We start from the raw sequence: 25,364 nt of genomic DNA, 5'->3' as shown, positions 1-25,364 counted from the left end.
CGAGAAGCCGGAACCGACATGGAGGTTAAGATATGAAGAAAACACTCATCGGTGCTGCCGCGGTTCTGGGGATGATGGCCCCGGCCGTGCAGGCGCAGGATCTCGACGAGGTCACACTGCAGCTGAAATGGGTCACGCAGGCCCAGTTCGCGGGCTATTACGTGGCCGAGGCGCAGGGCTTTTACGAAGAGGAAGGTCTCGACGTCGAGATCAAGCCGGGTGGGCCGGACATCGCGCCCGAGCAGGTCATCGCGGGCGGCGGCGCCGACGTGATCGTGACCTGGATGGCCGCGGGTCTCGCCGCACGTGAACGCGGCGTGCCGCTGGTGAACATCGCGCAGCCCTTCGCCACGGGCGGTCTGCAGCTGACCTGCCTCAAATCCACAGGCGTCGAGACGCCCGAGGATTTCCCGGGCCGCACGCTGGGTGTGTGGTTCTTCGGCAATGAATATCCCTTCTACGCCTGGATGGCGCAGCTGGGCGTCGACACCGATGGCGCGGACGAGGATGGCGTCACGGTCCTGAAGCAGGCCTTCAACGTCGATCCCCTGCTGCAGGGGCAGGCCGATTGCATCTCGACCATGACCTATAACGAATACGGTCAGGTGCTCGATGCGGGTTACGCGCCCGAGGAGCTTGCGAATTTCAACTATCTCGAACAGGGCGTCGGCATGCTCGAAGACGGGCTCTACGTGCTCGAGGAAAACCTCGAGGATCCCGAATTCGAAGACAAGATGGTCCGCTTCGTGCGCGCCTCGATGAAGGGCTGGAAATACGCCGAGGAAAACCCCGAGGAAGCCGCGCAGATTGTTGTCGACAACGACATGACCGGCGCGCAGACGCTCGATCACCAGACCTATATGATGGGCGAGGTGGCGAAGCTGACCGCGGGCTCCAACGGTGCGCTCGATCCCGCCGATTACCAGCAGACGGTCGACACGCTTCTGTCGGCCATCTCCGAGGATAACCCCGCGATCACCGCGGAGCCGGAAGGCGCCTGGACCCATGCCATCACGGACAAGGCGCTGAACTGATCGCTTTGGTCTGAACCGACACCGCCGCGCGAGGGGACTTGCGCGGCGGTTTTTCTTTGCGGGAGCCGATCCGTGCGGTCGCGCGCGACCGGGCACCGAAATCCCGCTTTGGGTCGGCATGTTACAGCCCCCTCGCGCGGCTTTGTTGCCGGGGGTCTTGTCATTGGGGCGCGGCTCGCCTCTCGTCTGTCGGACACTTTCGGAGGCATCATGGCCGAGACACGTACTGCCGATATCCTTGCGCGCCGCCTTCACGATGCGGGCTGCCGCCACGCCTTCGGGATGCCGGGCGGCGAGGTTCTGACCCTCCTCGATGCGCTGCGTCAGGCGGGCATCGCCTTTCACCTCGTCAAACATGAAAACGCGGGCGGCTTCATGGCTGAAGGCGTGCATCACGTGGATGGTGCGCCCGCACTTCTGGTGGCCACGGTCGGGCCCGGTGCGCTCAACGCGATAAATGTCGTCGAAAACGCGCGCCAGGACCGGGTGCCGATGATCGTCGTGACGGGCGCCATTGATGCCGACACGGCGGAGCGCTACACCCACCAGGTGCTCGACCAGCGCGCGGTCTTCGGCGCGGTCTGCAAGGCGAGCTTTACCATGACACAAGGCGCGGCAGAGGTCATCGCCGACAAGGCGCTGGCCATCGCCACGGATGGGCAGCCCGGCCCGGTGCATATCGACCTGCCCATCGCTGTGGCCGATGCGCCTGCGACGGCCCAGCCTGCCTTGCGGCGGCGCGCGGCGATGCCGATGGCGCCTGCGCCCGGTGCGGCCCTCGATGCGGCGCGGGCGGCGGTCTTGGGGGCGACGCGTCCCCTGATCGTGGCGGGCGTCGATGCGGTGAACGAAGGCGCGGGCGATGCCATCCGCGCAGCCGCGGAGGCGCTAGGTGCGCCGCTCATCACCGCCTACAAGGGCAAGGGGTTGATCGACGAAGATCACCCGCTGGCCCTGGGCGGCGCGGGGCTGTCGCCCAAGGCGGACACACATCTTCTGCCGCTGGTGCGCGAAGCCGATGTGGTCCTGCTTGCAGGCTATGACCCGATCGAGATGCGGCCCGGCTGGCAGGACGCGTTCGATCCGGACCGTCAGACGGTGATCGATATCGCCGCCGTGCCCAACGCCCATTACATGCATCAGGGCAGCGTGAACGTGCTGGGCCATGTCGCCCCGAGCCTCGCCGTGCTGACCGCAGGCGCACAACCGGCAACCGGCTGGGGTGGGCGCATTGCCGAGGTTCAGGCGGCCCTCGCGGAGGCTTTCGCGCCAGAGCCCGACTGGGGCCCCGGCGTCGTCATCGATACCTGCCGCCGGGTGCTGCCGCGCGAGACCCGTGCCACCGCCGACAGCGGCGCGCACCGGATCCTTCTGTCGCAGATGTGGCGCTGCCACGCCCCGCGCGGGCTCGTGCAATCCTCGGGGCTTTGCACCATGGGTTGCGCCGTGCCGTTGGCCATCGGGCTGAAATTGGCCGACCCAAACGTGCCGGTCGTCAGCTTCTCTGGCGATGCGGGTTTTCTGATGGTCGCAGGCGAGTTGGCCAGTGCGGCGGAGCTGGGCGTCGCGCCGATCTTCGTCGTGTTCGTCGACCGCTCCCTCGCGCTGATCGAGCTGAAGCAGCGTCAGCGGCAGCTTGCCAATACTGGCGTCGATTTTGGCGGCACGGATTTTGCCGGACTTGCCCGTGCCATGGGCGGGCAGGGCGTGCATGTCTCAGACCGCGCCGGGCTGGAGAGGGCATTGCACGCGGCCATGGCCGCAGAGACCTTCACCGTGATCGCGGCAGAGATCGACAGGAGAGCTTATGACGGACGCCTCTGATCCGAAGTCCAATTCGCCCGGCGCGCTGGACGGGCTGATCGTCTGCGACCTTTCGCGCATCCTCGCAGGGCCGACGGCCACGCAGCTTCTGGGCGATCTGGGCGCGACGATCCTGAAGATCGAGAACCCCAAATCCGGCGGCGACGACACTCGCGCCTGGGGGCCGCCCTATGCCGAAACGCGAGACGGGCAGAGCGATCTCTCGGCCTATTTCATGGCCGCCAACCGCAATAAACACAGCATTGCCGCCGACATCTCCACGCCGGAAGGCGCCGCGCTGGTGCGCGAGATCGCGATGCAGGCCGATGTGGTGATCGAGAATTTCAAACCCGGCGGTCTTGAGAAATACGGGCTCGACCATGCCACGCTCTGCGCCGCGCGGCCCGATCTCGTTTACTGCTCGATTTCGGGCTTCGGGCAGACCGGCCCCAACCGGCATCTCGCCGGCTATGATCTGATGGCGCAGGGCTATGGCGGGATCATGTCGCTGACCGGCGAACCTGAAGGCGCGCCCATGAAGGTGGGCGTGGGCATCGCGGACGTGATGTGCGGGATGTACGCGACCGTGGGCATTCTGGCCGCATTGCGCCACCGCGACCGCACGGGCGAGGGTCAGCATATCGATCTGGCGCTCGTCGATGCGCAGATGGCCTGGCTGATCAATGAGGGCACGAATTTCCTCACCTCCGGCAAGGTGCCCGAGCGGCGCGGCAACGCGCATCCCAACATCGCGCCCTATGACGTTTTCGCCTGTGCCGATGGCCACGTGATCCTCGCGGTGGGCAATGACGGGCAGTTTGCGCGCTTTTCCAAGGCAATGGGCCGGGATGAGCTCGCAGCGGATTCCCGCTTTGCAACAAATCAGCTTCGGCTCAAGAATCGCGCGGATCTCACGGCAATTATTACAGAAATTCTCGCGCCAATGGCGCAATGCGACATCCTTGAGCGCCTCGCAGGCGAAACCGTGCCGGCCGGCCCCATCCATAACGTCGCTCAGGCGCTCATGTCGGATCAGGCGCAGGCGCGGGGCGCTGTGGTGGAAATGGTGCATCCGGAATGCGTCAATGAGGCGGTGCAAGTGCTTGGAAACCCGCTTAAATTCTCCAGGACGCCGGTGCGCTACCAGACCCCGCCGCCGCGCATGGGACAGGACAGCGACCGGGTTCTGGAGGTCTTGCGATCGGCCATAACCCGCCGAGACAACCGCTGATTCCCGCTCAAAGCGATTTCACAAATGCGCGTTTTGGCGCGTATGTGACCTGCCGGACGCCCCGCCGACGACTAGGCTGGTCGCGACCGGAATGACAGCGATGCAGGACAGCCCATGAATCTAGATGTTTGCCGCGCGGAGACTGACTTCGACGATCCCGCCGCGCTGGCTGCGTGGAATGCGATGGTCCGTGCCTTCCTCGCGCATGGGCTGAAGGCGCCCGATCACCTGGCCGAGGTCTTGCGCCTTTCGCCCAACTCCGTGCTGGCCCTGTCGGCCAAGGGGTTGTTCTGCCTGATGCTCGGACGGCGTGAGTTGGTGGCGACGGCGCGGGAGGTGTCGCAGCAGGTCAGGACGCTTCTGGACGAGGGCGGCGCGCCAGACCGCGCGCGGGCCTATGCCGACGCGCTTTCGGCCTGGCTTGCGGGGCATCCCTCGGGGGCGGTTTTCCATCTCGACCGGGTGTTGGCGCGCAATCCCGCCGACACGCTGACGCTGAAGATGGCCCATGGCATCCGTTTCATCCTGGGCGACGCGCCCGGCATGCGGCTTTCGGTGGAAAGCGCGCTTGCAGCCCATGACAGCGATCACGCGCTCGCAGGTTACGCGCTGGGCTGTCATGCCTTTGCCCTTGAGGAGACGGGCGCCTATTCCGAAGCTGAGAAAGCGGGGCGCGCAGGCCTGGAGCTTGCAGCCGACGATGCCTGGGGGTTGCACGCGGTCACCCATGTCTTTGACATGACGCATCGGCCCGATTGCGGCATCGCCCTGATCGAGAACAACACAAGCGCCTGGGATCATTGCAACAACTTTCGCTACCATGTCTGGTGGCACAAGGCGCTTCTGCATCTCGACCGCGGCGAGGTGGACCGGGTTCTGGCGCTTTATGATACGCAGATCCGGGCCGACAAGACCGACGATTACCGCGATATCTCCAACGCGACCTCGCTTCTTATGCGGCTGGAGCTTGATGGCGTCGATTGCGGGACGCGCTGGACAGAGCTGGCCGATCTGGCCGAAGCCCGGCTGAGCGATGGCTGCCTCGTCTTTGCGGATATGCATTACATGCTGGCCTTGTCGGGCGATCAGCGCCCCGGCGCCGCACGACAGCTTGCAGCGCGCATCGCGGGCAGCGGGGCCGCAACGCCCGAGACCGCGCGCATCGCATCCCATCCCGGCGAGCGGGCCGCGCGGGGCCTCGCCGCCTTCGGAGAGGGGCAATATGCGCAGGCCTTCGCGGACCTGACTGCCGCCCGGAGCCATATGCGCCAGATCGGCGGCAGCCATGCACAGCGCGATGTCTTCGAACGGATCACCGTCGATGCAGGCATCCGCGCCGGCGCCTTTGTCGCAACCTCCGCCATCCTCGCCGAGCGTACCGCGCTGCGGGCGAGCCGTCCCGACACCTTCGCGGAAAGCCGCATCGAGGCCATTGCCGAGGCGCGCCGCAATGCGGGCCTTTACGCCGCGCAATAACCGGGTCAGGACCCACAGAAAGCCAACATGAGTCTTGCAGACCCCACATTGACCACCGCTGCCCCCGCCACATCGGATGCCAATGCCGCCGCATCGCGGTCCGCCTTGCGCGACCCCCGGCTCGATTTCTTCCGCGGTATCGCGATGTTCATCATCCTGATCGCGCATGTGCCGGGCAATTGGCTGGCCATGTGGATCCCCGCGCGGTTCGGCTTTTCCGATGCGACGGAGATCTTCGTCTTCTGCTCTGGCATGGCCTCGGCCATCGCCTTCGGGAAGGTCTTCGCCACGCGAGGCTGGGCCTTGGGGGCGGCCCGCGTCGCGTTTCGCTGCTGGCAGGTCTACTGGGCGCATATCGGCCTCTTTCTGGCCATTGCCGCCACCATGGCCGCGCTCAATGCCAGCGGGGCGCTGGAGCGCGACTATATCGGCCAGCTCAACCTCCACCCGTTCTTCAACAATCCCGAGCGCAATCTCATGGCGCTCATGACGCTGACCTATGTGCCGAACTATTTCGACATCCTGCCCATGTATCTGGTGATCCTGGCGATGATGCCGTTTTTCGTGGCGCTCGTCTGGGTGCATCGCGGATTGGCGGCGCTGGTGGTCGTGACGGTCTGGGCCTTTGCGCAGGCGGATCTGGTGTATTTGCCCGCGGAGCCCTGGTCGGCGCGGGAATGGTTCTTCAATCCATTCGGCTGGCAATTGATCTTCTTCACGGGCTTTGCGTTCATGGCAGGCTGGCTGCCCGCGCCGCCGGTGGATCGGCGCCTCGTTCTGGTGGCGCTGGCCATCGTCCTGCTGACCTTGCCCTTTGCCTATTTCCGTCTGATCGGGGCGTGGGACTATGCCCGCGAATGGCGCTCCGACTATGCGCTTCTGATCGCCAAGACCGATTTCGGCCTCTTGCGCTACGTGCACTTCCTGTCCCTTGCCTATCTGGCGTGGGTCGCGGTCGGACCGCGCGGGGTGCGCCTGATCCCGTCCGACACGGCGGGCCTTGCGGCAGAGGCCTGGCGGCGGGTTCTCGCCGTCATCATGAAGGTCGGTCAGCAATCTCTCGCCGTTTTCATCACCTCGATGTTCCTGGCGCGGATCATGGGCACCGTTCTTGACGTCACCGGCCGGAACCACTTGTCGATGCTGCTTGTTAATGCCGCAGGTGCATTGCTGCTCGTGGCAGTGGCCTACGGAGCGGGTTGGTTCAAATCCCAACCCTGGCGCAAGTCGAAGGGATAAATGGCAATGCTGCGGCGCGAACTCATTCAGGGGCTTCTGGCCCTGTCGGCTCTGCCTGCCACGAACGCGTTCGCCGCCACGGAAGAGGCGGTTGAGCCCGGCCTGCAACTGGGCGAGGGGCGGCCTTTCACGCCTGCGGATGTGCGCGCGATGGCTGAACGCATGGCCTCCGAGGCGTATCAGCCCCCCACGCGGATTCCCGACGCTTGGACCGAGATCAGCTACGATCAGTACCGCAAGATCTGGTTCGATGCCCGCAACGCGCTTTGGGAGGGCGAGGAGGGCACGCCCGTCCGCGTCGATGTCTTCGCACCGGGGCTCTATTTCCCGACGCCGATCCGCCTTGAGGTGGTGGAAGCGGGGCAGGCGCGCCCCGTGCTGTTCGACATGGGCGTGTTCGATACGACCGACAAGTTCCCCGATCTTCCCGTCGACGAGACGCTTGGCTATTCCGGTTTCCGCCTGCGCGCAGAACTGGAACGGCAGGACATCTACACCGAATTCGCGGTCTTCCAGGGCGCCAGCTATTTCCGGGGTATCGGTGCTGGTCAAACGTACGGGCTGTCCGCGCGGGGGCTCGCCATCGACACCGCGTCGCCCGATGGCGAGGAATTTCCCGAGTTCCGGCATTTCTGGCTCGAGCGGCCGGAGGTCGAATCCGACCGGATCGTGGTTCATGCGCTCATGGACAGCCCGTCCGTGACCGGCGCGTACCGGTTCGAGATCATCCCCGGCGATACGCTCGAGATCGGGGTCGAGGCCGAGGTGTTCGCGCGCGAGCGTGTGACGAATATGGGCATCGCGCCGCTGACCTCGATGTTCCAGTTCGACGAGACGAACCGCGACCGGTTCTCCGACTTCCGCTCTGCCATCCACGACTCGGACGGGCTTTCCATCGTCAATGGCGGCGGAGAGACGATCTGGCGTCCGCTGGCCAATCCCCGCACGCTCCAGATCAGCGGTTTTCTCGACAACAACCCCAAGGGCTTCGGCCTGATGCAGCGTGCGCGGAACTTCGAGGATTTCGGCGATCTGCAGGCGCTTTATCACCGCCGTCCATCTCTCTGGATTGCCCCCCGCGAGGGCTGGGGCGCGGGTGAGGTCACGTTGGTGGAAATTCCCACCGATGACGAGATCTACGACAATATCGTCGCCTATTGGCGGCCCGCATCGCCGCTGGAGCCCGGGCAGTCGCGCGCCTTCTCCTACGACATGACGTGGGGTGCGCGCACCGAATACGGCACCGGTCTCAAGGTCGCCAATACCCGTGCCGGCGCGGATCGGGGGGGCGGGCTCCGCTTCACCATCGATTTCGCCCACGAAGAAAGCATGGCCGTCGCCCGCGACGAAATCACTCCCTTGGTGCGCGCCTCGGACGGCACAATTGTTGCGCCCATCGTGGAAGACAATCCGCAGACGGGCGGGCTGCGGCTCGGCTTCAAGCTCGAACCCGGCGATGCCGACCTCATCGAGATGCGCGCGCAGCTGCGTGCAGGCGACGGACCCTTATCCGAAGTTTGGCTATACAGGTGGACACGATGACACGGCCGCTCGATCCCATGATGCCGCCGCGCGCGCCGCTCGATCTCGCGCCGCAACGCTTCGACCGGGCCGACACGCCCGTGCATTCCCTTCCGCGCCGCAGGCTGCGTGATCTGGCTTGGCGCGTCGGTGCCTTCGGCCCGGCCATCGCGATCACGCTGTCGCTGATCGTGGGCCTAGTGCGCTGGTTCGACACGGGCGGCTTCACCTGGGGCGAGGCGCTGGCCACGCTGCTCATCGGTCTGACCTTCGTCTGGGTGTCGCTGTCAGTCTCGGCCGTTGTGATGGCGGTGATCCGGCTTTGGCTCGGTCGGGGACGCGAGGCCCGGGCGCGCGGCCCGGAGCAGAAGATCGCGCTTCTCGTGCCCGTCTATAACGAGACGCCGTCGGACGTGATGGGCAATGTCGCCGCCATGCGCCGCGAGCTTGAACGGGGCCGTCGCCGCGACAGCTACGCGTTCTTCATCCTGTCCGACACGCAGGATTCCGAAATCGCCGCCGAGGAATGGCGCGCGGTGCAGCATCTGCGCGCCGAAGAGGCCCGGCAGATCGACGTCTATTACCGCCGCCGCAACGCCAATACCGACAAGAAGGTCGGGAACATCAACGGCTGGATTGCGGAATATGGCGCGGCCTGGGATGCGATGATCGTGCTCGATGCCGACAGCCTGATGACCGGTGCCGCGATCCGCAGGCTCTCCGACGCATTGGCCCGCGATCCCGATGCCGGCCTGATCCAGTCCTTCCCGGTGCTGATCTCCGCCGAGACGCTGTTTGGCCGGATGCAGCAATTCGCCACCTCCGTCTATGGCTGGCTCGCCGCAGAAGGCCTGTCGATCTGGTCCCAGAAAGAAGGCAATTACTGGGGCCATAACGCGATCATCCGGACCCGTGCCTTCGCCGCGAGCGCCCAGCTGCCGCATCTGCCGGGGCGCAACGGGCAATCCGAATTGATCCTGAGCCATGATTTCGTGGAGGCCGGCATGCTGCGCCGCGCAGGCTGGTCCGTGCGCTTCCTGCCCCACGCAGGCGGCTCGTTCGAGGAGACGCCCGCCTCGCTGATCGATTACGTGCTGCGCGACCGGCGCTGGTGTCGGGGCAACCTCCAGCATCTGCGTCTTTTGGCGGCCCGCGGCTTCCATCCCATCACGCGCTTCCATCTTCTGCAGGGCGCGTTCGCCTATCTTCTGTCGCCCGCCTGGTTCGCGCTTCTGGTCCTGTGGTCGGCCTTCCTGCCGATGAGCGCGGTCGAGCCCAGCTATTTCAGCCCGGCCAACCCGTTCTACCCGGTCTGGCCCACTGTGAGCCGCATCGACGGGGTCTGGTTCCTGGCCTTCATCTACACGATGCTTCTGTTGCCCAAGATCGTGGCGGCAGCCCTTCTCGCGGCCTCGCCGGGGGTCGTGCGGCTTTATGGCGGGATCGGACGGTTCGCGGCCACCACCTGTGTCGAGATTGCGCTCGCAATCCTGTATGCGCCGATCCTGATGGTGCAGCAGAGCCTTGCGGTCCTGGCCTCCTTCTCGGGCAAGGCCGCGACCTGGGCTCCGCAGGCACGCGGCACGCAGCGCCATTCCTGGCCGGTTCTTCTGCGCTTTCACGCCGCCGAGACGGTGCTGGGCATCGTTATGATCGCTGGCATGGCCGCAGGGGTGCTGTCGCTCTGGCTGGCCCCGGTCGCGCTCAGCCTGGCCTTCGCGACGGTGCTGTCGCGGCTCTCCTCGCTGGAAGTTTCGAAGCTGCGGTTCCGTCCGCTCCGCCTCGATACGCCTCTGTCCCTGCGTGAGCCGCGCGTGCAGATGCATGCCCGTGCCGAGCGTGCGCGCCTGCGGGCCGCACTCGATGCGCCGGAGGCGGCCCCCATGGCCGCGGAGTGATCGTGCGTTAGGTTGCAGCCCGGATCGCAATGAAAGGGTCTGTCATGCGAGGTCTCGCGGCTCTGCTTGTCGTTTTTCTGTCTGCGCTTCCCCTGACCGCGAAGGCGGGCTGCGGCGATGCGCCGGGCCCCTGTGCGCTGCCGGGGGGCGGGACCTATCACATCGAATTGCCGACGGAGCCGCGCGCGGACGGGGCGGCGTTGATGTTCCTGCACGGATGGGGTTCTAGCGGGCAGGGCACGCTGAGCATGCGCGGCGTGGTCGAGACGGCGCTCGGCCGCGGATACGCCGTGATCGCGCCCGACGGCATTCCGCGTGAGGGTCGCAACGGACGCACCTGGGCTTTCAATCCCGAGCGCGCCGCGCCGCGGGACGAGGTCGCTTTTCTGCAATCGGTGCGCGATGCCGCCGCAGACCGGTTCGGCCTGTCTCCCGATGCGATGCTCCTGTCAGGCTTTTCCATAGGCGGTTCGATGGCGAGCTATCTGGCCTGCGCCGCCCCTGACACCTTTGCCGCTTACGCGCCGGTGGCAGGCAGTTTCTGGCGACCACACCCCGCGTCCTGTGAGGGGCCTGTGCGCCTGTTGCACACCCATGGCTGGCGCGATCAGGTCGTGCCGCTGGAAGGGCGGCTGTTGCGCGGCGCTGCCCCGGACGCGCCCGGTGCGGTGGCGCAGGGTGATGTCTGGTACGCGATGGATGTCTGGCGCCGGGCCAATGGATGCCCGCTGATGGCGGACCGGTTCGCAACCGACGCCACCTATATGCGCCGTACATGGGATGGATGCGGTCCGGGGGCTGCACTGGAATTCGCGCTTTTCGATGGCGGCCACGCTGTGCCCGAGGGCTGGGCCGCGATGGCGCTCGATTGGTTCGAAGGTCTCGACTTGGCGACGGACGCGGACGCGGTGGAGTGACCCCATACCTTTTGACGCGATGCGGCTGTCACTGGCTGGGCGTTTTCCTTCGGTCTTTCCCCGAGAGACGACCCCGTCCTTGAGGGCCCGCTCGAGGCATAGTAGGCCCCGCGCCAAAGCTGCCATTCCAGAGGGAAAAGCCCGCGATGACCCGAACTCTTCCGCGCTGCGACATTGACACAACAAGGCCCGCTGGCGGGAGGGTGGCGGCATGAGCGTCACAGATTGGATCGCCGTCGATTGGGGCATGACGCATCTCAGCGCCTGGCTGATCGGCGCGGATGGCAGCATTCTGGATCGCCGCAGTTCTGATCAGGGCGTGGACAGAGTGCCGCGCGACGGGTTCGAGGCGGCCTTGCTCGACCTCGTTGGCGATGCGCTTCCTTTGGATGGCCGCGTGATGATCGTGATATGTGGTGCTGCCGGATCACGGGACGGCTGGGCCGAGGCACCCTATCGCGCGGTGCCTTCTGCGCCGCCCGGCATGGCGCAGGCGATGCGTGCGCTGACCCTCGATCCGCGCCTTGACGTCCGCATCCTGCCGGGGCTCAAGCAGGACAAGCCCGTCGATCTCATGCGCGGGGAGGAGACGCAGATCGCGGGCGTTTTCGCCGCGCAGCCCAATTTCGACGGGGTGATCTGCCTGCCCGGCACGCATACGAAATGGGCGCAGGTCTCGGCCCGCGAAGTGGTGTCGTTCCGGACCTATCTGACAGGCGAACTCATCGACCTGCTCGCCGAGCATTCGGTGCTGCGGCATGCGGTGGGCGGCGATGGCTGGGACGAGGCGGCCTTCCTCGACGCGGTGAGCGAGGGCATGTCGCGCCCCGCACCGATGGGGGCCAACCTCTTCTCGCTCCGTGCCGAGGCGCTTTTGTCGGGCCTCGATCCGGCCACGGCCCGGGCGCGCCTCTGCGGGCTACTGATCGGCATGGAGCTTGCGGGCGCGCGCGCCTATTGGCTGGGACAGCAGGTCCTGATCGTGGGTGAGGGGACTCTGGCGCAGGCCTATCGCGCGGCCCTCGCGGCGCAGGGCGCCCCGGCCCGGATCATCGATGCCGAGGCGGCCACGCTGGGGGGGCTCGTTGCCGCGCGGGCCGGGATGACCGGGGGCGCATCATGAGCCGGGAGATCATCGCCATTCTGCGCGGCATCACGCCTGCAGAGGCCGCCCCCGTCACCGAAGCGCTGATCGCGGCGGGGATCACGAAGATCGAGGTGCCGCTCAACGTGCCGGATGCCTGGCAAAGCATCGCGGCCATGGTCGAGGTGGCGCAGGACCGCGCGATTATCGGCGGAGGCACGGTCCTCGATCCGGGCGACGTGTTGCGCTTGCGCGATATGGGCGCGCGGATGGTCGTGTCGCCGGATTGCAATCCGCGCGTGATCGTCGCGACCAAACAGGCTGGCCTGCTGTCCTATCCCGGTGTTTTCACCGCCACCGAATGCGTGGCAGCCCTGCGCAATGGCGCGGACGGGCTCAAGCTGTTTCCGGCCTTCAAGCTGGGCCCCGACGGGTTCAAGGCGCTGTCGGCCATCCTGCCGCCCGATGCGCGCAGCTATGCGGTGGGTGGCGTGGCGCCTGCGGATTTCGCGGATTGGCACGCTGTGGGCATCAGCGGTTTCGGTCTTGGAACGGCGCTTTATGAGCCGGGCTTGCCTGCAGATGCGGTCAGCGACCGTGCGGCGCAGGTCGTGGCCGCATGGGACGCGCTGTCATGGTCGCGGGATCAGGCGGTCTGATCAGGTCGCCGTCCTCTTGCACCTGCGGGTCCGGCTGTCACACTGCACCGCAACAGAAACGTAAGGATGCGACACATGAGACAAACAGACCGAGCCGTTATCGTCACAGGCGCCGCGCAGGGGCTGGGCTTGGCCTGTGCCGAACGCTTCATTGCCGATGGCGATCGGGTGTTCATGGTGGATATCAAGGAGGAGGCGCTCCTTGCCGCCGCCGACCGTTTGGGCGACCGGGCCGTCGCGCATGTGGCCGACCTTGCCGCACTGGGCGCGGACGGCGCGGCGGGCATCGTTGCGGCCTGTGTGGATGCATTCGGCCAAGTCGATGTGCTGATCAACAATGCGGGCATCATCGTGCAGGCCGATTTTCTCGACTTTCCGGAGGATGGCTTCGACAAGACCATGGCCGTGAACCTCAAGGCGCCGTTCCTTCTGGGGCAGGCCGTCGGTCGGCAGATGAAGGCGCAGGGCGAAGGTGGCGCGATCATCAACATGTCGTCCGTCAATGCCGAACTCGCGATCCCCAACACCGTGGCCTATGCCTGCTCCAAGGGTGGCATGAAGCAGCTGACTGCGGTCATGGCCGTGGGGCTCATTCCGCACGGGATCCGCGTCAATGCCATCGGGCCGGGCACGATCCTGACCGACATGGTGCGCCAGTCGGTCATGCAATCCGACGCCGCGCGTCAGACGATCCTGTCGCGCACGCCCGCGGGCCGCTGCGGGGAGCCGTCAGAGATCGCCGCTGTCGCCGCCTTCCTCGCCGGGCCCGATGCCTCCTACATGGTCGGGCAGACGATCTACCCCGATGGCGGGCGGATGGTGCTGAACTACACGGTGCCCGTTCCCGACTGAGCCCGACCGTTGCGGTCTGCCCTTGCAAGCCGCGGCTGCATGCCGTTCCCTGAGGGCCAAACATGCGCATGGAGGGCAAGATGGCGGTCACGCGGGTCGATCTGAATTCGGATATGGGCGAGGGCTTCGGCGCCTACCAATCGGGCGATGACGAGGCGATCCTCGGCATCGTCTCCTCGGCCAACGTGGCTTGCGGCTTTCACGCAGGCGATCCGGAAATCATGGCCCGCGTCTTCGCCATGGCCAAGGAGCGCGGCGTGGCCATCGGCGCGCATCCGGGCTTTCCCGACCTCTGGGGCTTCGGTCGGCGCAACATTCCCTTCTCCACCGGAGAGATCGAGCGGCTCGTGGCCTACCAGGTCGGCGCGGCGCAGGCCCTCGCGGCCTATGCGGGCTACAAGATCACTTACGTCAAACCGCATGGCGCGCTGGGCAATCTCGGCTCGCAGAACCGCGAGGTGGGCGAGGCCGTGACCCGCGCCATCAAGGCGGTGGACCCGAGCCTCGTGTCGCTCTCCATAGCGCTTGGTCATCAGGAACGCGCCGCGCGCGAGGCCGGGCTGACCGTCGCGTCGGAGATCTTCGCGGATCGCGCCTATGAGGAAGACGGCACGCTGGTCAATCGCAAGAAGCCCGGTGCGGTGATCCATGACCCGGAGATTGCAGCCGCCCGCGTGGCGCAGATGGTGGCCGAGGGGGCGATTGAGACAGTGTCGGGCAAGAAGCTTGAAACGCCCATCGACTCCATCTGCGTGCATTCCGATACACCTGACGCCGTGGCGCTGGCGCAGAAGGTGAAAAACGGGCTGGAAGCCGCTGGAATTGCAGTGAAACCTTTTGCCTGATCATGTCGTCGTCGTCGGCGGGGCTGCCATGGGCAGCTTCACGGCGCTGTCCTTGCGCGAGGCGGGCTTCACCGGCCCCATCACGGTGATCGAGCGCGATCTGAGCTATGCACGCTCCTCCACGGCGCTGTCCGCCGCCTCGATCCGCACGCAATTCGACACGGCACTCCTTGTGGAGATGTCTCTTTACGGCGCGGCCTTCCTGCGCGCGCGAGCTGCGGAGATGGCGTTTCGCGAAGGTGGCTACCTCGTGTTGTCGGCGGCCGATGCGGCAGAGGACCGTGCGCGTCTTGTCGCGATGCAAAATGCGGCCGGGGCCGAGGTTGCACTGCTGGACCGGCGGGCCTTGTCCGCCCGGTTTCCCTTTCTGAACACCGAAGACTTAGCCTGCGGGTCGTTCGGAACCCGGCATGAGGGCTGGTTCGACGCCTGGTCGCTACTGAGCCACGCGCGCGCCGGTGCGAAAGCCGCGGGCGTGACCTACCTTGTGGGCGAGGTGGCAGGGCTTTGCGTCCGGGGCGAGGCCGTTGACGCGGTGCAACTCGCAGATGGCACGCGCCTTGCCTGCGATTGGTGCGTGATCGCGGCAGGCGCCCTGTCCGCGCCTCTGGTGGCCGCAATCGGGATCGACCTGCCCGTGGTGCCGAAGAAACGCACGGCGTTCGCGTTCGATGCGCTGGTCCCGGGGGCGGGTGTTCCGATGATCTTCGATACGTCCGGGCTGTGGGTCCGACCGGAAGGCCGGGGCTTCATCGGGGGGATCCAGCCGCCGCCCGAGCGCGATTGCCATGCGCCCGACGATCTCGACCCCGATCACGATCTGCTGCTGGAGGCTTTCTGGCCACCGCTCGCCCATCGCATCCCGGCCATGGAGGAGTTGCGCGTAAGCCGCGCCTGGGCCGGGCATTACGAGATGTGCACGCTCGACCAGAACGCGGTGATCGGGCCGCATGATCGCTACGGCAACCTTCTCTTCTGCACAGGCTTTTCCGGCCACGGCATCCAGCACGCGCCTGCTGCGGGCCGGGGCGTGGCGGAGTGGATCGCCCACGGCGCCTATCGCACGCTCGACCTCGCGCCGCTTGGATGGGCGCGCATCGCGCAAGGGCGACCGCTGCTGGAAGGGATGGTGTTTTAGTTGAGGGGGCGGAGACCTGACCCGCACGGCGCAGCACTCAATCGGCCACCCGGTTCGGCGGCGCGGTGCGGTTCGTGCTCAGCGCGTCGGGCCAGCCGATCCAGCGCTCCACGGCGTATAGCGCAAGGCAGGCGGCGATGATCGCCAGCATGAATTTGACCTGCTTCTCGCTCTTGGGGTTCTGCGCCCAGAGCCGCATCCGCATGAGCATCCGCATATCAGGCCTATTCGGTGAAGCGGACTTTGCCGATATGCGGCAGGTTGCGATCCCGCTGGGCGTAATCGATGCCATATCCCACGACAAATTCATCCGGGATGTCGAAGCCGATCCAGTCGGCGCGCACCTCGACCTCACGCCGCGACGGCTTGTCCAGAAGTGCAATGGTGCGCAGCTTGTGCGGATTGCGACTTTGCAGCAGGCGGATCACGTGGCTGAGCGTGTAGCCGGTATCGACGATATCTTCGACCACGAGCACGTCGCGCCCTTCAATGCCGGTCCGCAAGTCCTTGAGAATGCGCACTTCCCGGCTGCTCTCCATCGCGTCACCGTAGGAGGAGACCTCAAGGAAATCGACCTCGACCGGCAGGCGCAGTTCGCGCACGAGATCGGCAATGAAAACGAAGGAGCCCCGCAACAGCCCCACGACGACCAGCTTGTCGGTGGCGTCGAATTCCGCTTCGATCTTGCGCGCGAGCGCCTCGATCCGGGCGGCGATCGACTTTGCTGATATCATCTCATCGATGACATAGGCCGGTTGCGTGCGCGGTTGTGTGGCAGGCTGAGACATCCCGATCCCTTGATTTCCCCGTGCCTCTATACGACATCTTTGCGCAGTGTCACCACCGGACCGGAGCCTCATGACCACGCATTCCGAGACGAAGAAGCTGCCTTACACGGCGGATCAGATGTATTCGCTTGTGGCGGATGTCGGGAAATATCCCGAATTCCTGCCATGGTGCGCGGCAGCACGGGTCCGTTCGACCGAAGACAAAGGTGACCGCACAGAAATGCTGGCCGATCTGGTGATCTCGTTCAAAGTGTTCCGCGAACGGTTTGGCAGCCGCGTGACGCTTTGGCCCGAAAAAGGCCAGATCGATACCGAATACCTCGACGGGCCATTCCGATACATGGAAAGCCGCTGGAATTTCAGGAATGTGGAAGGCGGGTGCGAAGTCTCCTTCTTCGTGGATTTTGAGTTCAAGAACCGCATCCTGCAAGGCGCGGCCGGCATGTTCTTCTATGAGGCAATGCAGCGAATCGTACGCGCATTTGAGCGGCGGGCCGCAGCACTTTACGGCTAGAGACGTTAACCCTTCCCTATCATGTCGGCGATTTTCCCGAATTTCGCCCGATTGCCGCGTCAGACCCTGCGTGCATTTTGCACGAGACGGGTCATGGACAGGCAAGACGACAGGAAAACGGATCAGCTCTTGCTCCCACCACCGGCCCCACAGCCGCACAGCGAGGCGCCTGTCAGGCCTTTGGGTCGGGAGGCGGCAAATGGCTACCTGATCGGGCAGATCGCAAGCCTCCCGCCCGAGGCAGGCCGCGTCGACACAACCTCGTAAGGCGTGTCGCGACCTACACGGTCAACGCATCGAGCAGCATTTGCAGGGCGTGGCCCCGTGTGTTCGCCCGGACCTGCGCCCGTCCAATCGCGCCGAATTCGACGGTTTCGCTGGAAATCCCGTCTTTAGTTGCCAGGGCAAAGCAGACCCGGCCTTCGGGCTTGTGCTCCGACCCGCCGGGGCCTGCGATGCCGGTGACCGCGACGGCGAGATCCGCGCGCGCCGCGTCTTTTGCGCCCTGCGCCATCTCGCGCGCGACCTCTTCGGAGACGGCGCCATGGGCGGCAAGCGTCGCCTCGGACACGCCCAACATCTCCGTCTTCGCGGCATTGGAGTAGGTGACGAAGCCGCGCTCGAACACCGCGGAGGAGCCCGCGATATCCGTGATCGCCGCGGAAATCATGCCGCCCGTACAGCTTTCGGCCGTGGTGATCGTGACCCCGCGCGCCTGGGCTGCCTTGAGCAGGTTTCCTGCCAGCGCGCTCACAGGAAGACCACGTGCCAGAGGGCACCCAGCACGAAGGTCGCCAGCGCCGCGAAAGCGCCGGCGATCAGGTCGTCAAGCATGACGCCCCAGGCCGTGCCCATGCGATCGGCCCGGCCCACCAGCCAGGGTTTCCAGATGTCGAACAGGCGGAAGAAGACGAAGCCTGCGACCCAGCCTGGCCACAGGGCGATGATGTCGCTTCCGGTGAAGTGCGCGCCGTAAGCCACTGTCAGCAAAGCAATCCATTGCCCTGCGACCTCGTCGATCACGATCTCGGACGGGTCATGATCGCTCTTGCCTCTGGTTTCGGCGGCAATGGCCCACGTGCCGAGCGCCGTGACAACTGCAATGGCCAGCAGTGTGCCGAAAAAGCCGACAAGCTCATACAGGCCCCAGAAAAGCGGCAGCGCGGCAAGCGAGCCCCAGGTGCCCGGCGCCGGGCGCAGATAGCCAACGCCGAGGACGGTCGCGATCATCCGGGTCATGGCGCCACCAAGGCAGCCGTTGCGATCGTCGCGATGCCTTCCTCGCGCCCTGTGAATCCGAGCTGTTCGGAGGTGGTGGCCTTGATCGAGACGCGCGACGGGTCAAGCTCCATGATCGAAGCCATTTTTGCAATCATGTCCGATGCGTGCGGGGTCACCTTGGGTGTTTCGCAAATAATCGTCACATCTATGTTCGATATCGTAAAGCCGCGCGTCTTGGCCAATGCCATGGCATGGCGCAGAAAGATGTCGCTGGCAGCGCCCTTCCACTGAGGGTCGGAGGGCGGGAAATGACGTCCGATATCACCCTCGGCCAAGGCGCCGTAGATCGCATCCGTGACCGCGTGCATGGCGACATCCGCATCGGAATGACCGTCGAGGCGGCTGTGATGCGGAATGTTCACGCCACACAGCGTGACGTGGTCGCCGGGGGCGAAGCGATGCACGTCGAACCCGTTGCCGAGCCTAATGTCCATTCTGTCTCTCCAGGATCGCGGCTGCGCGGGCAAAATCCGCGGGGCCGGTGATTTTCAGATTGTCTTCAGAGCCTTCGACGATGGCGACAGGCAGGCCTGCGGCCAATGCGACCGCAACATCGTCAGCCGCGTCGGGGCTGGCGCTTGCGTGAGCGGCAAGGATGGCGGGATAGTGAAAGCCCTGCGGTGTTTGTGCACGGAAAAGCCCGTCGCGGGGCGTGATCCCCGCAACCTGTCCATCCCGCCCGGACCACAGCGCATCGGTCACCGGTAACGCTGGAGCTGCGCCTGCGAAATTATCAAGCGCAGTCAGAACGTTGTCGATGACAGTTGATGTGATGCAGGGCCGGGCGACATCGTGGATGAGGACGCGCTCCGGGGCGTTGTCGACCAGCGCGTCGAGCCCCGCACGCACCGAGGCAGCACGGCTCGCTCCGCCTGTCACCACACGGATGTCCGGGGTGGTGGCGAACTGGCGGGCATGCTCCATGTCGCTTTCGTTGACGACGAGGATGCGCGTCGTGGCGCCTGCGAACCGCTCAAGCGTCCAGGCCGCGACAGGGCGGCCCGCAACGTCCTGCCATTGCTTGGGCACTTGGCCACCGGCGCGGGTGCCCCGACCGGCAGCGACAATGATCGCGGCATAGCGCAAAATCTGGTCCTTCATCTGACGCAGGTATCCTTAGAAGAGCGGCTGAATGGGCGCAATCTTTGCGGTGTCTGCCTAAAATTTACGCAACTGCCCGGAGGCGGTGCCGCGTAAACCCCGTATGGCGTTGATTGATCGCAGGCTGCGGAGTAGCTGGAAGCATCTGCACACCAAATAGGCGTTTTCGAGTGAAACTCGGCGGCACTGCCATTTCCACCCCGGTCTTTCTCGCGCCTCTGGCGGGAATCACGGATCTGCCCTTTCGAAACCTCGTGTCGCGGTTCGGCGCGGGGCTGGTGGTGAGCGAGATGGTCGCAAGCCAGGAACTCGTGCAGGGCAAATGGGCGACGCGCGAGAAAGCCGAGCTTGGCTTCGGGATCGAGAACACGTCGGTGCAGCTTGCAGGCCGCGATCCCTACTGGATGGGGGAGGCCGCGCGGGTCGTGGAAGCCTCCGGCGCGCGGGTGATCGATATCAACATGGGCTGCCCTGCAAAAAAGGTGACGGGTGGCTATTCGGGCTCTGCCTTGATGCGCGATCCCGACCATGCGCTGCGGCTGATCGAGGCCGTGGTGGGCGCGGTATCCGTGCCTGTGACGCTGAAAACGCGGCTCGGCTGGGACGATGGCTGCCTGAACGCGCCTGATCTTGCGCGCCGGGCGGAGGGTGCAGGCGTACAGATGGTGGTGATCCACGGACGCACGCGCTGCCAGTTCTACAAGGGCCGGGCGGATTGGGCCGCGATCCGACGCGTGACAGACGCGGTCGGCATTCCGGTCATCGCGAATGGCGATATCGTCGATCCGGCAAGTGCGGCCCAGGCGCTGAGCCGCTCCGGTGCGGCAGGTGTCATGGTCGGGCGCGGCGCGCAGGGTGCGCCCTGGCGGCTGGCCGAGATCGCGGCCGGCTTGGGATATGGACCCGCGCCCGACATCCCCACCGGAAACGCCTTTCTGGACATGGTTTCAGCGCATTACGAGGCGATGCTCGCGTTCTACGGCGCCGAGCTCGGTCTCAAAGTCGCGCGCAAACACCTTGGCTGGTACATGGATGAGGCAGGCACGCCTTCCGCGTTGCGGCGCGAGGTTCTGACCGCCAGATCGCCGGAGGACGTGTTGCGCCTTCTGCCCGCCGCGCTGATCGGAGCGGAGGTGGTCGCCGCATGAACACCGCGCTTGCGCTCTCGCTCTGGTCATCGCTGCCGATCCCGGCGCTGCTGATCGACGCCTCGGACAATATCGCCGACATGAACCCCGCCGCGGAAGGGTTCATGAACAACTCGGCCAAGTGGATCACCGGCCAGCCCATCTGGGACCGTCTCGCCGTCGATGCGCCCATCGAGGAGAGTTTCGCCAAGGCGCGCGCCAACGGGACGCCGCTTTTCGTCAATGATGTCGATGTCGGCACGGGTTCGCGCCCGCCGCGGATCTGCTCGCTGCATATCTCGCCGCTGCAAGGCCAGATGGACTGGATGATCGTCCTGGTCTCGCCGCGCGAGCTGGCCGGGCGCATGACGCAGAACAATTCGGTGAAGGCGGCGGCGAAATCGGCCATCGGCATGGCCGAGATGCTCGCGCACGAGATCAAGAACCCGCTCGCGGGGATCGCGGGCGCGGCGCAGCTTCTCTCCATGGGGCTCAGCAAGGACGACCTTGAGCTGACCGACCTGATCGTCAGCGAGACTCGGCGCATCGTGAAGCTGCTCGAGCAGGTGGAGCAATTCGGAAACCTCTCCGCGCCCGAGCGCAAACCGGTGAATATCCACGACGTTCTGGACCGCGCCCGCCGCTCGGCACTTCTGGGCTTCGGCGCGCATATGACCATGATCGAGGATTACGACCCGTCGCTGCCCTTGGCGCATGGGGATCCCGACCAGTTGCTGCAGGTGGTGCTCAACCTTCTGAAGAATGCCTCGGAAGCGGCGGATCAGAAGGAGGGGGGCAGGATCCGCCTGCACACCTTCTACGAGCACAGCTTCAAGCTGCGCCGCGCGGACGGCTCCGGCCAGACGTTGCCCTTGCAGATCGAGATCATCGATGACGGGCCGGGCCTGCCCGAGGATATCCGGGGCGACGTGTTCGAGCCGTTTGTTTCGGGACGCGAAAACGGCACGGGGCTCGGCCTCGCGCTCGTCTCGAAGATCATATCCGACCATGACGGCTGGATTTCCGTCGACAGCGTGCCGGGGCGGACCGTGTTCCGCATCTCGCTGCCGCTGGCGCCCAAAGACGCGAAGGAGAATGAGTGATGGATGGCACGGTACTGGTTGCAGATGACGACCGCACGATCCGCACGGTCCTGACCCAGGCGCTGACGCGGGCAGGGTGCAAGGTGCATGCTACTTCGTCGCTCACGACGCTCATGCGCTGGGTCGGCGAGGGCAAGGGCGACGTGGTCATATCGGACGTGGTCATGCCCGATGGCAACGGTCTGGAAATGCTTCCGAAAATCCAGCAGGACCGGCCCGACCTGCCGGTGATCGTGATCTCGGCGCAGAACACGATCATGACCGCGATCCAGGCCGCCGAGGCGGAGGCCTACGACTACCTGCCCAAGCCCTTCGATCTGCCGGATCTGATGAAACGGACGGCCCGCGCGCTGGAAAACCGCAACCGTGCGCCGCGCCGCGACGAGCCCGTTGAACATGCGGACGGCCCCGAGGAATTGCCGCTTGTGGGCAAGACGCCCGCGATGCAGGCGCTCTACCGTTTAGTGGCGAAGGTGATGAACACCGATCTGCCGGTCCTGATTTCGGGCGAGTCCGGCACGGGCAAGAGCCTGATCGCGCGGGCCATTCACGATTTCTCCGACCGCCGCACGCTGCCATTCGTCATGGTGACGGGCTCCGAACTGGCAGATCTCGAAGGTCCGTCGCGCATCCTCGCACGGGTTAAGGGCGGGACGCTTCTGATCGAGGAAGTGGGCGATATCGACGAGGAAGTGCAGGCCCGGATCGTGCGCATGATGGATGTGCCGGGCGAGCATGTGCCGCGCTTCATGGCGACGTCGCAGGGGGAATTGTCCATCGCGATGGAGGAAGGCCGCGTGCGCCGCGACCTCTATTACCGTTTGTCGGGAGCCACGATCCAGGTGCCGTCCCTGCGCGAGCGAGTCGATGACATCGCCCTTCTGACGGAGCATTTCCTGATGCGGATCGACCGCGAGGGCGGCTCGGCACGCTGGCTTTCCAAGGAAGCGGCAGAGTTGTTCCGCGCCTATTCCTGGCCGGGCAATGTGCGTCAGCTTGAAAACGCGCTGCGCCGCCTGTCCCTGACCGCCCGGACCGAGGAAATATCCCGTTCCGAGGTGGAGGCCGTGCTCGGCAACCAGCCCGAGACAGGCCCGATCCTGCGCGGCGGCGATACGGAAAAGCTGGGCACCTCGGTCGCGCGGCATCTGCGGCGATATTTCGATCTGCATGGCAACATGCTGCCGCCGCCGGGCCTATACACCCGGATCCTGCGCGAAGTGGAGGCGCCGCTGATCGAAATTGCCCTCGATGCGACGGGCGGAAACCAGGCCAAATGCGCCGATTTGCTTGGAATCAACCGAAATACGCTTCGGAAAAAGATCACAGACCTCGATATCCGCGTGACACGACGCCGCAAATTGATGTAAAACCGCAACATAACCGTGGCCCCGTTGCCCAGAGCAGCGGCGAGACCACAACATATGGCGGTTGGTCGCATCACGCGATCGCAGATAACGAGGGTCGGCTGTGGCCACTCGGGCACGGAATTGGTCGTGGGCGCGCATTGCGCAGCTCAGACGCATGCGGCGCGTACAGAATGCCGCCACCCTGGGACTTGTCCTTCTCGGGCCTGTTTTGGCGATCGCGACTTATCTTGTCCTCGGACCCTTGCAGGGGGCGGAGCGGACAGACCTGAGCCTGCGGCTGATCCTTCTGGCCGATCTTGTTTACGTCCTGCTGATTGCGGCGCTCGTCCTGTCGCGTGTCGCGGGGCTTGTCGCGGCGCGACGGGCGAAATCCGCAGGCTCGCGGCTGCATTTGCGCCTGACGGGGGTCTTCGCCCTTATGGCGCTCTTGCCCACGATCACCGTCGCGGTATTCGCGGTCCTGACCATCAATATCGGGCTTGAGACTTGGTTCTCGACCCGCGTGCAGAACGTTGTGGGCGCGTCCCTGTCTGCCGCAGAAGCCTATGAGGAAGAGCACCGCGCGGACCTTATCGAGGATGCAGGCGCGCTTGCGCGGTTCCTCGATGCGACGCGGCGCGCGCAGCCCCTGATGAATGACGGCGAGCTGCGCCAGCTTCTGGGCAGCGGACAGGCGCAGATCCAGCGCGGCCTGCGCGAGGCCTATGTGATCGACAGCGATCGGGAGATCCGGGCGCGCGGCGAACGGTCCTATCTTTTCGACTACGAGCGTCCGTCCCGGGCGCAGATGACGACGGCGCGCAATGAGGGCGTCGCCATCATCGAGGATTGGGACAACAACGAGTTTCGTGCCCTCGTACCGCTGCAGGCCTTCGTGGACCGCTACCTTTATGTCAGCCGCGAGGTGGATGGCGGCATCCTCAACCTGCTCGACGACACGCAGGAAACCGCGCGTTTCTACCAGCAACAGGAAAGCGAACGGGGCAGGCGGCTTTTCGACTTCGCGCTGCTTTATCTGGGCTTTGCCGTCCTGCTGATCCTGGCGGCCGTCTGGCTGGGCCTGTGGTTCGCGGAACGGCTTTCGCGCCCCGTGGGCCGTCTCACCGGGGCGGCGCAGCGCGTGGGCGCCGGCGATCTGGACGTGCAGGTCAAGGAGGACGTGGGCGACGACGAAATCGCCATGTTGGGGCGGTATTTCAACCAGATGACGCGGCAGCTGAAAGGCCAGCGCGAACGCCTGCTGGAAAATACCCGCCAGATCGAGCGGCGTCAGCGTCTGTTCGATTCCGTGCTGACCTCGGTCACCTCGGGCGTCGCGGGGCTCGATGCGGAGGGGCGGGTGACCTTCGTGAACCGCTCCGCAGAGCGGCTTTTGGGCATTGGTGCGACGCGCGCGGATCATCCCATTCACGTGGTGGTGCCTGAATTCGGGCCGCTCTTCGACCGCCTGATCGAGACCGGCGCGGAGGTCGCGCAGGAAGAGGTGAAGGTCAGCCGCAACGGACAACTCGAGAACCTGCTCGTGCGCATGTCGACCCGGCGCCGCGACGATGGCGGGCTTGAAGGCTACGTGGTGGCCTTCGACGATGTGACCGACCTTGTCTCCGCACAACGGATGGCCGCCTGGGGCGATGTCGCGCGCCGCATCGCGCATGAGATCAAGAACCCGCTCACGCCCATTCAGCTTTCGGCAGAACGCATCAAGCGCAAGTTCGGCCGCGCGCTGCCCGAGGACGATGCCGAGAAGCTCGACCAGATGACCGGCGTGATCATCCGCCAGACCGGGGATCTGCGGCGCATCGTCGATGAATTCTCGAAATTCGCCCGCATGCCCGAGCCAGAGCGCAAGCCCGAGGATCTGCGCGATCTGGTGCAGGGCGTGGTCCTCCTGCAGGAGGCGGGGCAACCGGATGTGCGCTTCGAGACGTCATTGCCGGACGGGCCGGTCGCCGCGGAGCTCGATGCGACGATGATCAGCCAGGCGCTGACCAACCTCGTGAAAAATGCGGGCGAGGCGACGACCAGCCTCATAGAGGCGGACCAGGCGCCCGACAGCTACAGTCCCGAAATTCGCATCGCCCTGACGATGATCGACGGGGACCGGGCCGAGATCACGATTGCGGATAACGGCATCGGCCTGCCCGAAGACCGCGCCCGCCTGTTCGAGCCTTACGTGACCACGCGCGACAAGGGCACCGGCCTCGGCCTGCCCATCGTCAAGAAGATCATCGAGGAACATGGCGGCACGCTCACGCTCGAAGATGCGCCATGCTTCGGCGAGACCCCGCATTACGGCGCCATGGCGGTGATCCGCCTTCCCGCCACACCGGGCCCCCTGGGACAGCCGCCCGAGGCCCGCAAGACAGAAACGGTTTGAGAGAGA

Annotated in this window: 22 protein-coding genes and 1 pseudogene; 18 read left to right on the top strand and 5 right to left on the bottom strand. The window is 65.5% G+C overall.

Translation table 11 applies throughout. From position 1 onward, the window contains the following. Positions 1-32 precede the first annotated feature (32 nt). From FIV09_RS11550 to FIV09_RS11490, 13 genes are all read left to right on the top strand, one after another. Complete coding sequence (locus FIV09_RS11550; RefSeq protein WP_152450090.1) at positions 33-1,034, top strand: ABC transporter substrate-binding protein; 1,002 nt, start codon at positions 33-35, stop codon at positions 1,032-1,034. A 210-nt stretch (positions 1,035-1,244) separates the two neighbouring features. Continuing rightward, positions 1,245-2,858, top strand: a complete 1,614-nt coding sequence (locus FIV09_RS11545) for a thiamine pyrophosphate-binding protein (protein WP_152450089.1) — start codon at positions 1,245-1,247, stop codon at positions 2,856-2,858. Further along, complete coding sequence (locus tag FIV09_RS11540; protein ID WP_152450088.1) at positions 2,842-4,068, top strand: CaiB/BaiF CoA-transferase family protein; 1,227 nt, start codon at positions 2,842-2,844, stop codon at positions 4,066-4,068. The genes FIV09_RS11545 and FIV09_RS11540 overlap by 17 nt, the downstream gene beginning before the upstream one ends. 114 nt (positions 4,069-4,182) lie before the next feature. Beyond that, positions 4,183-5,544 carry a tetratricopeptide repeat protein gene (locus FIV09_RS11535; RefSeq protein WP_152450087.1) on the top strand — a complete coding sequence of 454 codons (1,362 nt, stop codon included), beginning with the start codon at positions 4,183-4,185 and terminating at the stop codon, positions 5,542-5,544. A 27-nt stretch (positions 5,545-5,571) separates the two neighbouring features. After that, positions 5,572-6,783 (top strand): OpgC family protein, encoded by a 1,212-nt coding sequence (locus FIV09_RS11530; RefSeq protein ID WP_152450086.1) that lies wholly within the window; start codon positions 5,572-5,574, stop codon positions 6,781-6,783. A gap of 6 nt (positions 6,784-6,789) precedes the next feature. Next, a complete protein-coding gene (locus tag FIV09_RS11525) occupies positions 6,790-8,325 on the top strand; it encodes a glucan biosynthesis protein (protein ID WP_152450085.1) in 1,536 nt (511 codons plus the stop codon). Next, a complete protein-coding gene (mdoH, locus tag FIV09_RS11520; RefSeq protein WP_152450084.1) occupies positions 8,322-10,202 on the top strand; it encodes a glucans biosynthesis glucosyltransferase MdoH in 1,881 nt (626 codons plus the stop codon). The genes FIV09_RS11525 and mdoH overlap by 4 nt, the downstream gene beginning before the upstream one ends. A gap of 44 nt (positions 10,203-10,246) precedes the next feature. Then, entirely contained in the window at positions 10,247-11,119 is an 873-nt protein-coding gene (locus tag FIV09_RS11515; RefSeq protein WP_152450083.1) for a PHB depolymerase family esterase, read from the top strand. Between the two features lie 211 nt (positions 11,120-11,330). Next, positions 11,331-12,242, top strand: a complete 912-nt coding sequence (locus FIV09_RS11510) for a 2-dehydro-3-deoxygalactonokinase (protein ID WP_152450082.1) — start codon at positions 11,331-11,333, stop codon at positions 12,240-12,242. After that, on the top strand, positions 12,239-12,862 hold the full coding sequence (locus FIV09_RS11505; protein ID WP_152450081.1) for a 2-dehydro-3-deoxy-6-phosphogalactonate aldolase: 624 nt from the start codon (positions 12,239-12,241) through the stop codon (positions 12,860-12,862). The genes FIV09_RS11510 and FIV09_RS11505 overlap by 4 nt, the downstream gene beginning before the upstream one ends. Before the next feature lie 75 nt (positions 12,863-12,937). After that, complete coding sequence (locus FIV09_RS11500; RefSeq protein ID WP_152450080.1) at positions 12,938-13,714, top strand: SDR family NAD(P)-dependent oxidoreductase; 777 nt, start codon at positions 12,938-12,940, stop codon at positions 13,712-13,714. Positions 13,715-13,794: 80 nt separating this feature from the next. Further along, on the top strand, positions 13,795-14,559 hold the full coding sequence (locus tag FIV09_RS11495; protein WP_152450079.1) for a LamB/YcsF family protein: 765 nt from the start codon (positions 13,795-13,797) through the stop codon (positions 14,557-14,559). Continuing rightward, complete coding sequence (locus FIV09_RS11490; RefSeq protein ID WP_216646424.1) at positions 14,552-15,697, top strand: FAD-binding oxidoreductase; 1,146 nt, start codon at positions 14,552-14,554, stop codon at positions 15,695-15,697. Before FIV09_RS11495 ends, FIV09_RS11490 begins: the two co-directional genes overlap by 8 nt. Before the next feature lie 37 nt (positions 15,698-15,734). Here FIV09_RS11490 and FIV09_RS11485 read toward each other — a convergent pair whose 3' ends face one another. Together FIV09_RS11485 and hpt are read right to left on the bottom strand one after the other, a co-directional pair. Further along, positions 15,735-15,914, bottom strand: a complete 180-nt coding sequence (locus FIV09_RS11485) for a hypothetical protein (RefSeq protein ID WP_152450078.1) — start codon at positions 15,912-15,914, stop codon at positions 15,735-15,737. Between the two features lie 7 nt (positions 15,915-15,921). Further along, on the bottom strand, positions 15,922-16,485 hold the full coding sequence (gene hpt / locus FIV09_RS11480; protein ID WP_152450077.1) for a hypoxanthine phosphoribosyltransferase: 564 nt from the start codon (positions 16,483-16,485) through the stop codon (positions 15,922-15,924). A gap of 70 nt (positions 16,486-16,555) precedes the next feature. On the opposite strand from hpt, the gene FIV09_RS11475 reads away from it, so the two are divergent. Beyond that, positions 16,556-16,999: a type II toxin-antitoxin system RatA family toxin gene (locus FIV09_RS11475; protein WP_152450076.1), complete on the top strand. Its 444-nt coding sequence runs from the start codon at positions 16,556-16,558 to the stop codon at positions 16,997-16,999. A 280-nt stretch (positions 17,000-17,279) separates the two neighbouring features. Here FIV09_RS11475 and FIV09_RS11470 read toward each other — a convergent pair whose 3' ends face one another. The 3 genes and pseudogenes from FIV09_RS11470 to FIV09_RS11460 all read right to left on the bottom strand — a co-directional run bounded on the left by FIV09_RS11470 (position 17,280) and on the right by FIV09_RS11460 (position 19,366). Beyond that, entirely contained in the window at positions 17,280-17,753 is a 474-nt protein-coding gene (locus FIV09_RS11470) for a CinA family protein (RefSeq protein ID WP_152450075.1), read from the bottom strand. After that, on the bottom strand, positions 17,750-18,238 hold the full coding sequence (locus FIV09_RS11465) for a phosphatidylglycerophosphatase A (protein ID WP_152450074.1): 489 nt from the start codon (positions 18,236-18,238) through the stop codon (positions 17,750-17,752). Before FIV09_RS11465 ends, FIV09_RS11470 begins: the two co-directional genes overlap by 4 nt. Further along, a pseudogene (locus FIV09_RS11460) lies at positions 18,235-19,366 on the bottom strand (bifunctional 2-C-methyl-D-erythritol 4-phosphate cytidylyltransferase/2-C-methyl-D-erythritol 2,4-cyclodiphosphate synthase). Before FIV09_RS11460 ends, FIV09_RS11465 begins: the two are co-directional and overlap by 4 nt. 185 nt (positions 19,367-19,551) lie before the next feature. Here FIV09_RS11460 and dusB point away from each other — a divergent pair. The 4 genes from dusB to FIV09_RS11440 all read left to right on the top strand — a co-directional run bounded on the left by dusB (position 19,552) and on the right by FIV09_RS11440 (position 25,358). Continuing rightward, positions 19,552-20,529: a tRNA dihydrouridine synthase DusB gene (dusB, locus tag FIV09_RS11455; RefSeq protein ID WP_254702211.1), complete on the top strand. Its 978-nt coding sequence runs from the start codon at positions 19,552-19,554 to the stop codon at positions 20,527-20,529. After that, positions 20,526-21,611 (top strand): nitrogen regulation protein NR(II), encoded by a 1,086-nt coding sequence (locus FIV09_RS11450; protein WP_152450073.1) that lies wholly within the window; start codon positions 20,526-20,528, stop codon positions 21,609-21,611. Before dusB ends, FIV09_RS11450 begins: the two co-directional genes overlap by 4 nt. Then, on the top strand, positions 21,611-22,981 hold the full coding sequence (locus tag FIV09_RS11445; RefSeq protein WP_152450072.1) for a response regulator: 1,371 nt from the start codon (positions 21,611-21,613) through the stop codon (positions 22,979-22,981). The genes FIV09_RS11450 and FIV09_RS11445 overlap by 1 nt, the downstream gene beginning before the upstream one ends. A gap of 154 nt (positions 22,982-23,135) precedes the next feature. Continuing rightward, complete coding sequence (locus FIV09_RS11440) at positions 23,136-25,358, top strand: PAS domain-containing sensor histidine kinase (protein WP_152450071.1); 2,223 nt, start codon at positions 23,136-23,138, stop codon at positions 25,356-25,358. Positions 25,359-25,364 lie beyond the last annotated feature (6 nt).

Source organism: Roseivivax sp. THAF197b, from assembly GCF_009363255.1.
GTDB lineage: Bacteria > Pseudomonadota > Alphaproteobacteria > Rhodobacterales > Rhodobacteraceae > Roseivivax.
Note: the sequence above shows the minus strand (reverse complement) of the source record. Positions and strands in the feature narration are given on the sequence as shown.

What these genes read in the sequence shown, in the direction of transcription:
- FIV09_RS11550 (WP_152450090.1), top strand. Translation starts at nt 33, where the DNA reads ATGAAGAAAACACTCATCGGTGCTGCCGCGGTTCTGGGGATGATGGCC.
- FIV09_RS11545 (WP_152450089.1), top strand. Translation starts at nt 1,245, where the DNA reads ATGGCCGAGACACGTACTGCCGATATCCTTGCGCGCCGCCTTCACGAT.
- FIV09_RS11540 (WP_152450088.1), top strand. Translation starts at nt 2,842, where the DNA reads ATGACGGACGCCTCTGATCCGAAGTCCAATTCGCCCGGCGCGCTGGAC.
- FIV09_RS11535 (WP_152450087.1), top strand. Translation starts at nt 4,183, where the DNA reads ATGAATCTAGATGTTTGCCGCGCGGAGACTGACTTCGACGATCCCGCC.
- FIV09_RS11530 (WP_152450086.1), top strand. Translation starts at nt 5,572, where the DNA reads ATGAGTCTTGCAGACCCCACATTGACCACCGCTGCCCCCGCCACATCG.
- FIV09_RS11525 (WP_152450085.1), top strand. Translation starts at nt 6,790, where the DNA reads ATGCTGCGGCGCGAACTCATTCAGGGGCTTCTGGCCCTGTCGGCTCTG.
- mdoH (WP_152450084.1), top strand. Translation starts at nt 8,322, where the DNA reads ATGACACGGCCGCTCGATCCCATGATGCCGCCGCGCGCGCCGCTCGAT.
- FIV09_RS11515 (WP_152450083.1), top strand. Translation starts at nt 10,247, where the DNA reads ATGCGAGGTCTCGCGGCTCTGCTTGTCGTTTTTCTGTCTGCGCTTCCC.
- FIV09_RS11510 (WP_152450082.1), top strand. Translation starts at nt 11,331, where the DNA reads ATGAGCGTCACAGATTGGATCGCCGTCGATTGGGGCATGACGCATCTC.
- FIV09_RS11505 (WP_152450081.1), top strand. Translation starts at nt 12,239, where the DNA reads ATGAGCCGGGAGATCATCGCCATTCTGCGCGGCATCACGCCTGCAGAG.
- FIV09_RS11500 (WP_152450080.1), top strand. Translation starts at nt 12,938, where the DNA reads ATGAGACAAACAGACCGAGCCGTTATCGTCACAGGCGCCGCGCAGGGG.
- FIV09_RS11495 (WP_152450079.1), top strand. Translation starts at nt 13,795, where the DNA reads ATGGCGGTCACGCGGGTCGATCTGAATTCGGATATGGGCGAGGGCTTC.
- FIV09_RS11485 (WP_152450078.1), bottom strand. Translation starts at nt 15,914, where the DNA reads ATGCGGATGCTCATGCGGATGCGGCTCTGGGCGCAGAACCCCAAGAGC.
- hpt (WP_152450077.1), bottom strand. Translation starts at nt 16,485, where the DNA reads ATGTCTCAGCCTGCCACACAACCGCGCACGCAACCGGCCTATGTCATC.
- FIV09_RS11475 (WP_152450076.1), top strand. Translation starts at nt 16,556, where the DNA reads ATGACCACGCATTCCGAGACGAAGAAGCTGCCTTACACGGCGGATCAG.
- FIV09_RS11465 (WP_152450074.1), bottom strand. Translation starts at nt 18,238, where the DNA reads ATGACCCGGATGATCGCGACCGTCCTCGGCGTTGGCTATCTGCGCCCG.
- FIV09_RS11450 (WP_152450073.1), top strand. Translation starts at nt 20,526, where the DNA reads ATGAACACCGCGCTTGCGCTCTCGCTCTGGTCATCGCTGCCGATCCCG.
- FIV09_RS11445 (WP_152450072.1), top strand. Translation starts at nt 21,611, where the DNA reads ATGGATGGCACGGTACTGGTTGCAGATGACGACCGCACGATCCGCACG.
- FIV09_RS11440 (WP_152450071.1), top strand. Translation starts at nt 23,136, where the DNA reads ATGCGGCGCGTACAGAATGCCGCCACCCTGGGACTTGTCCTTCTCGGG.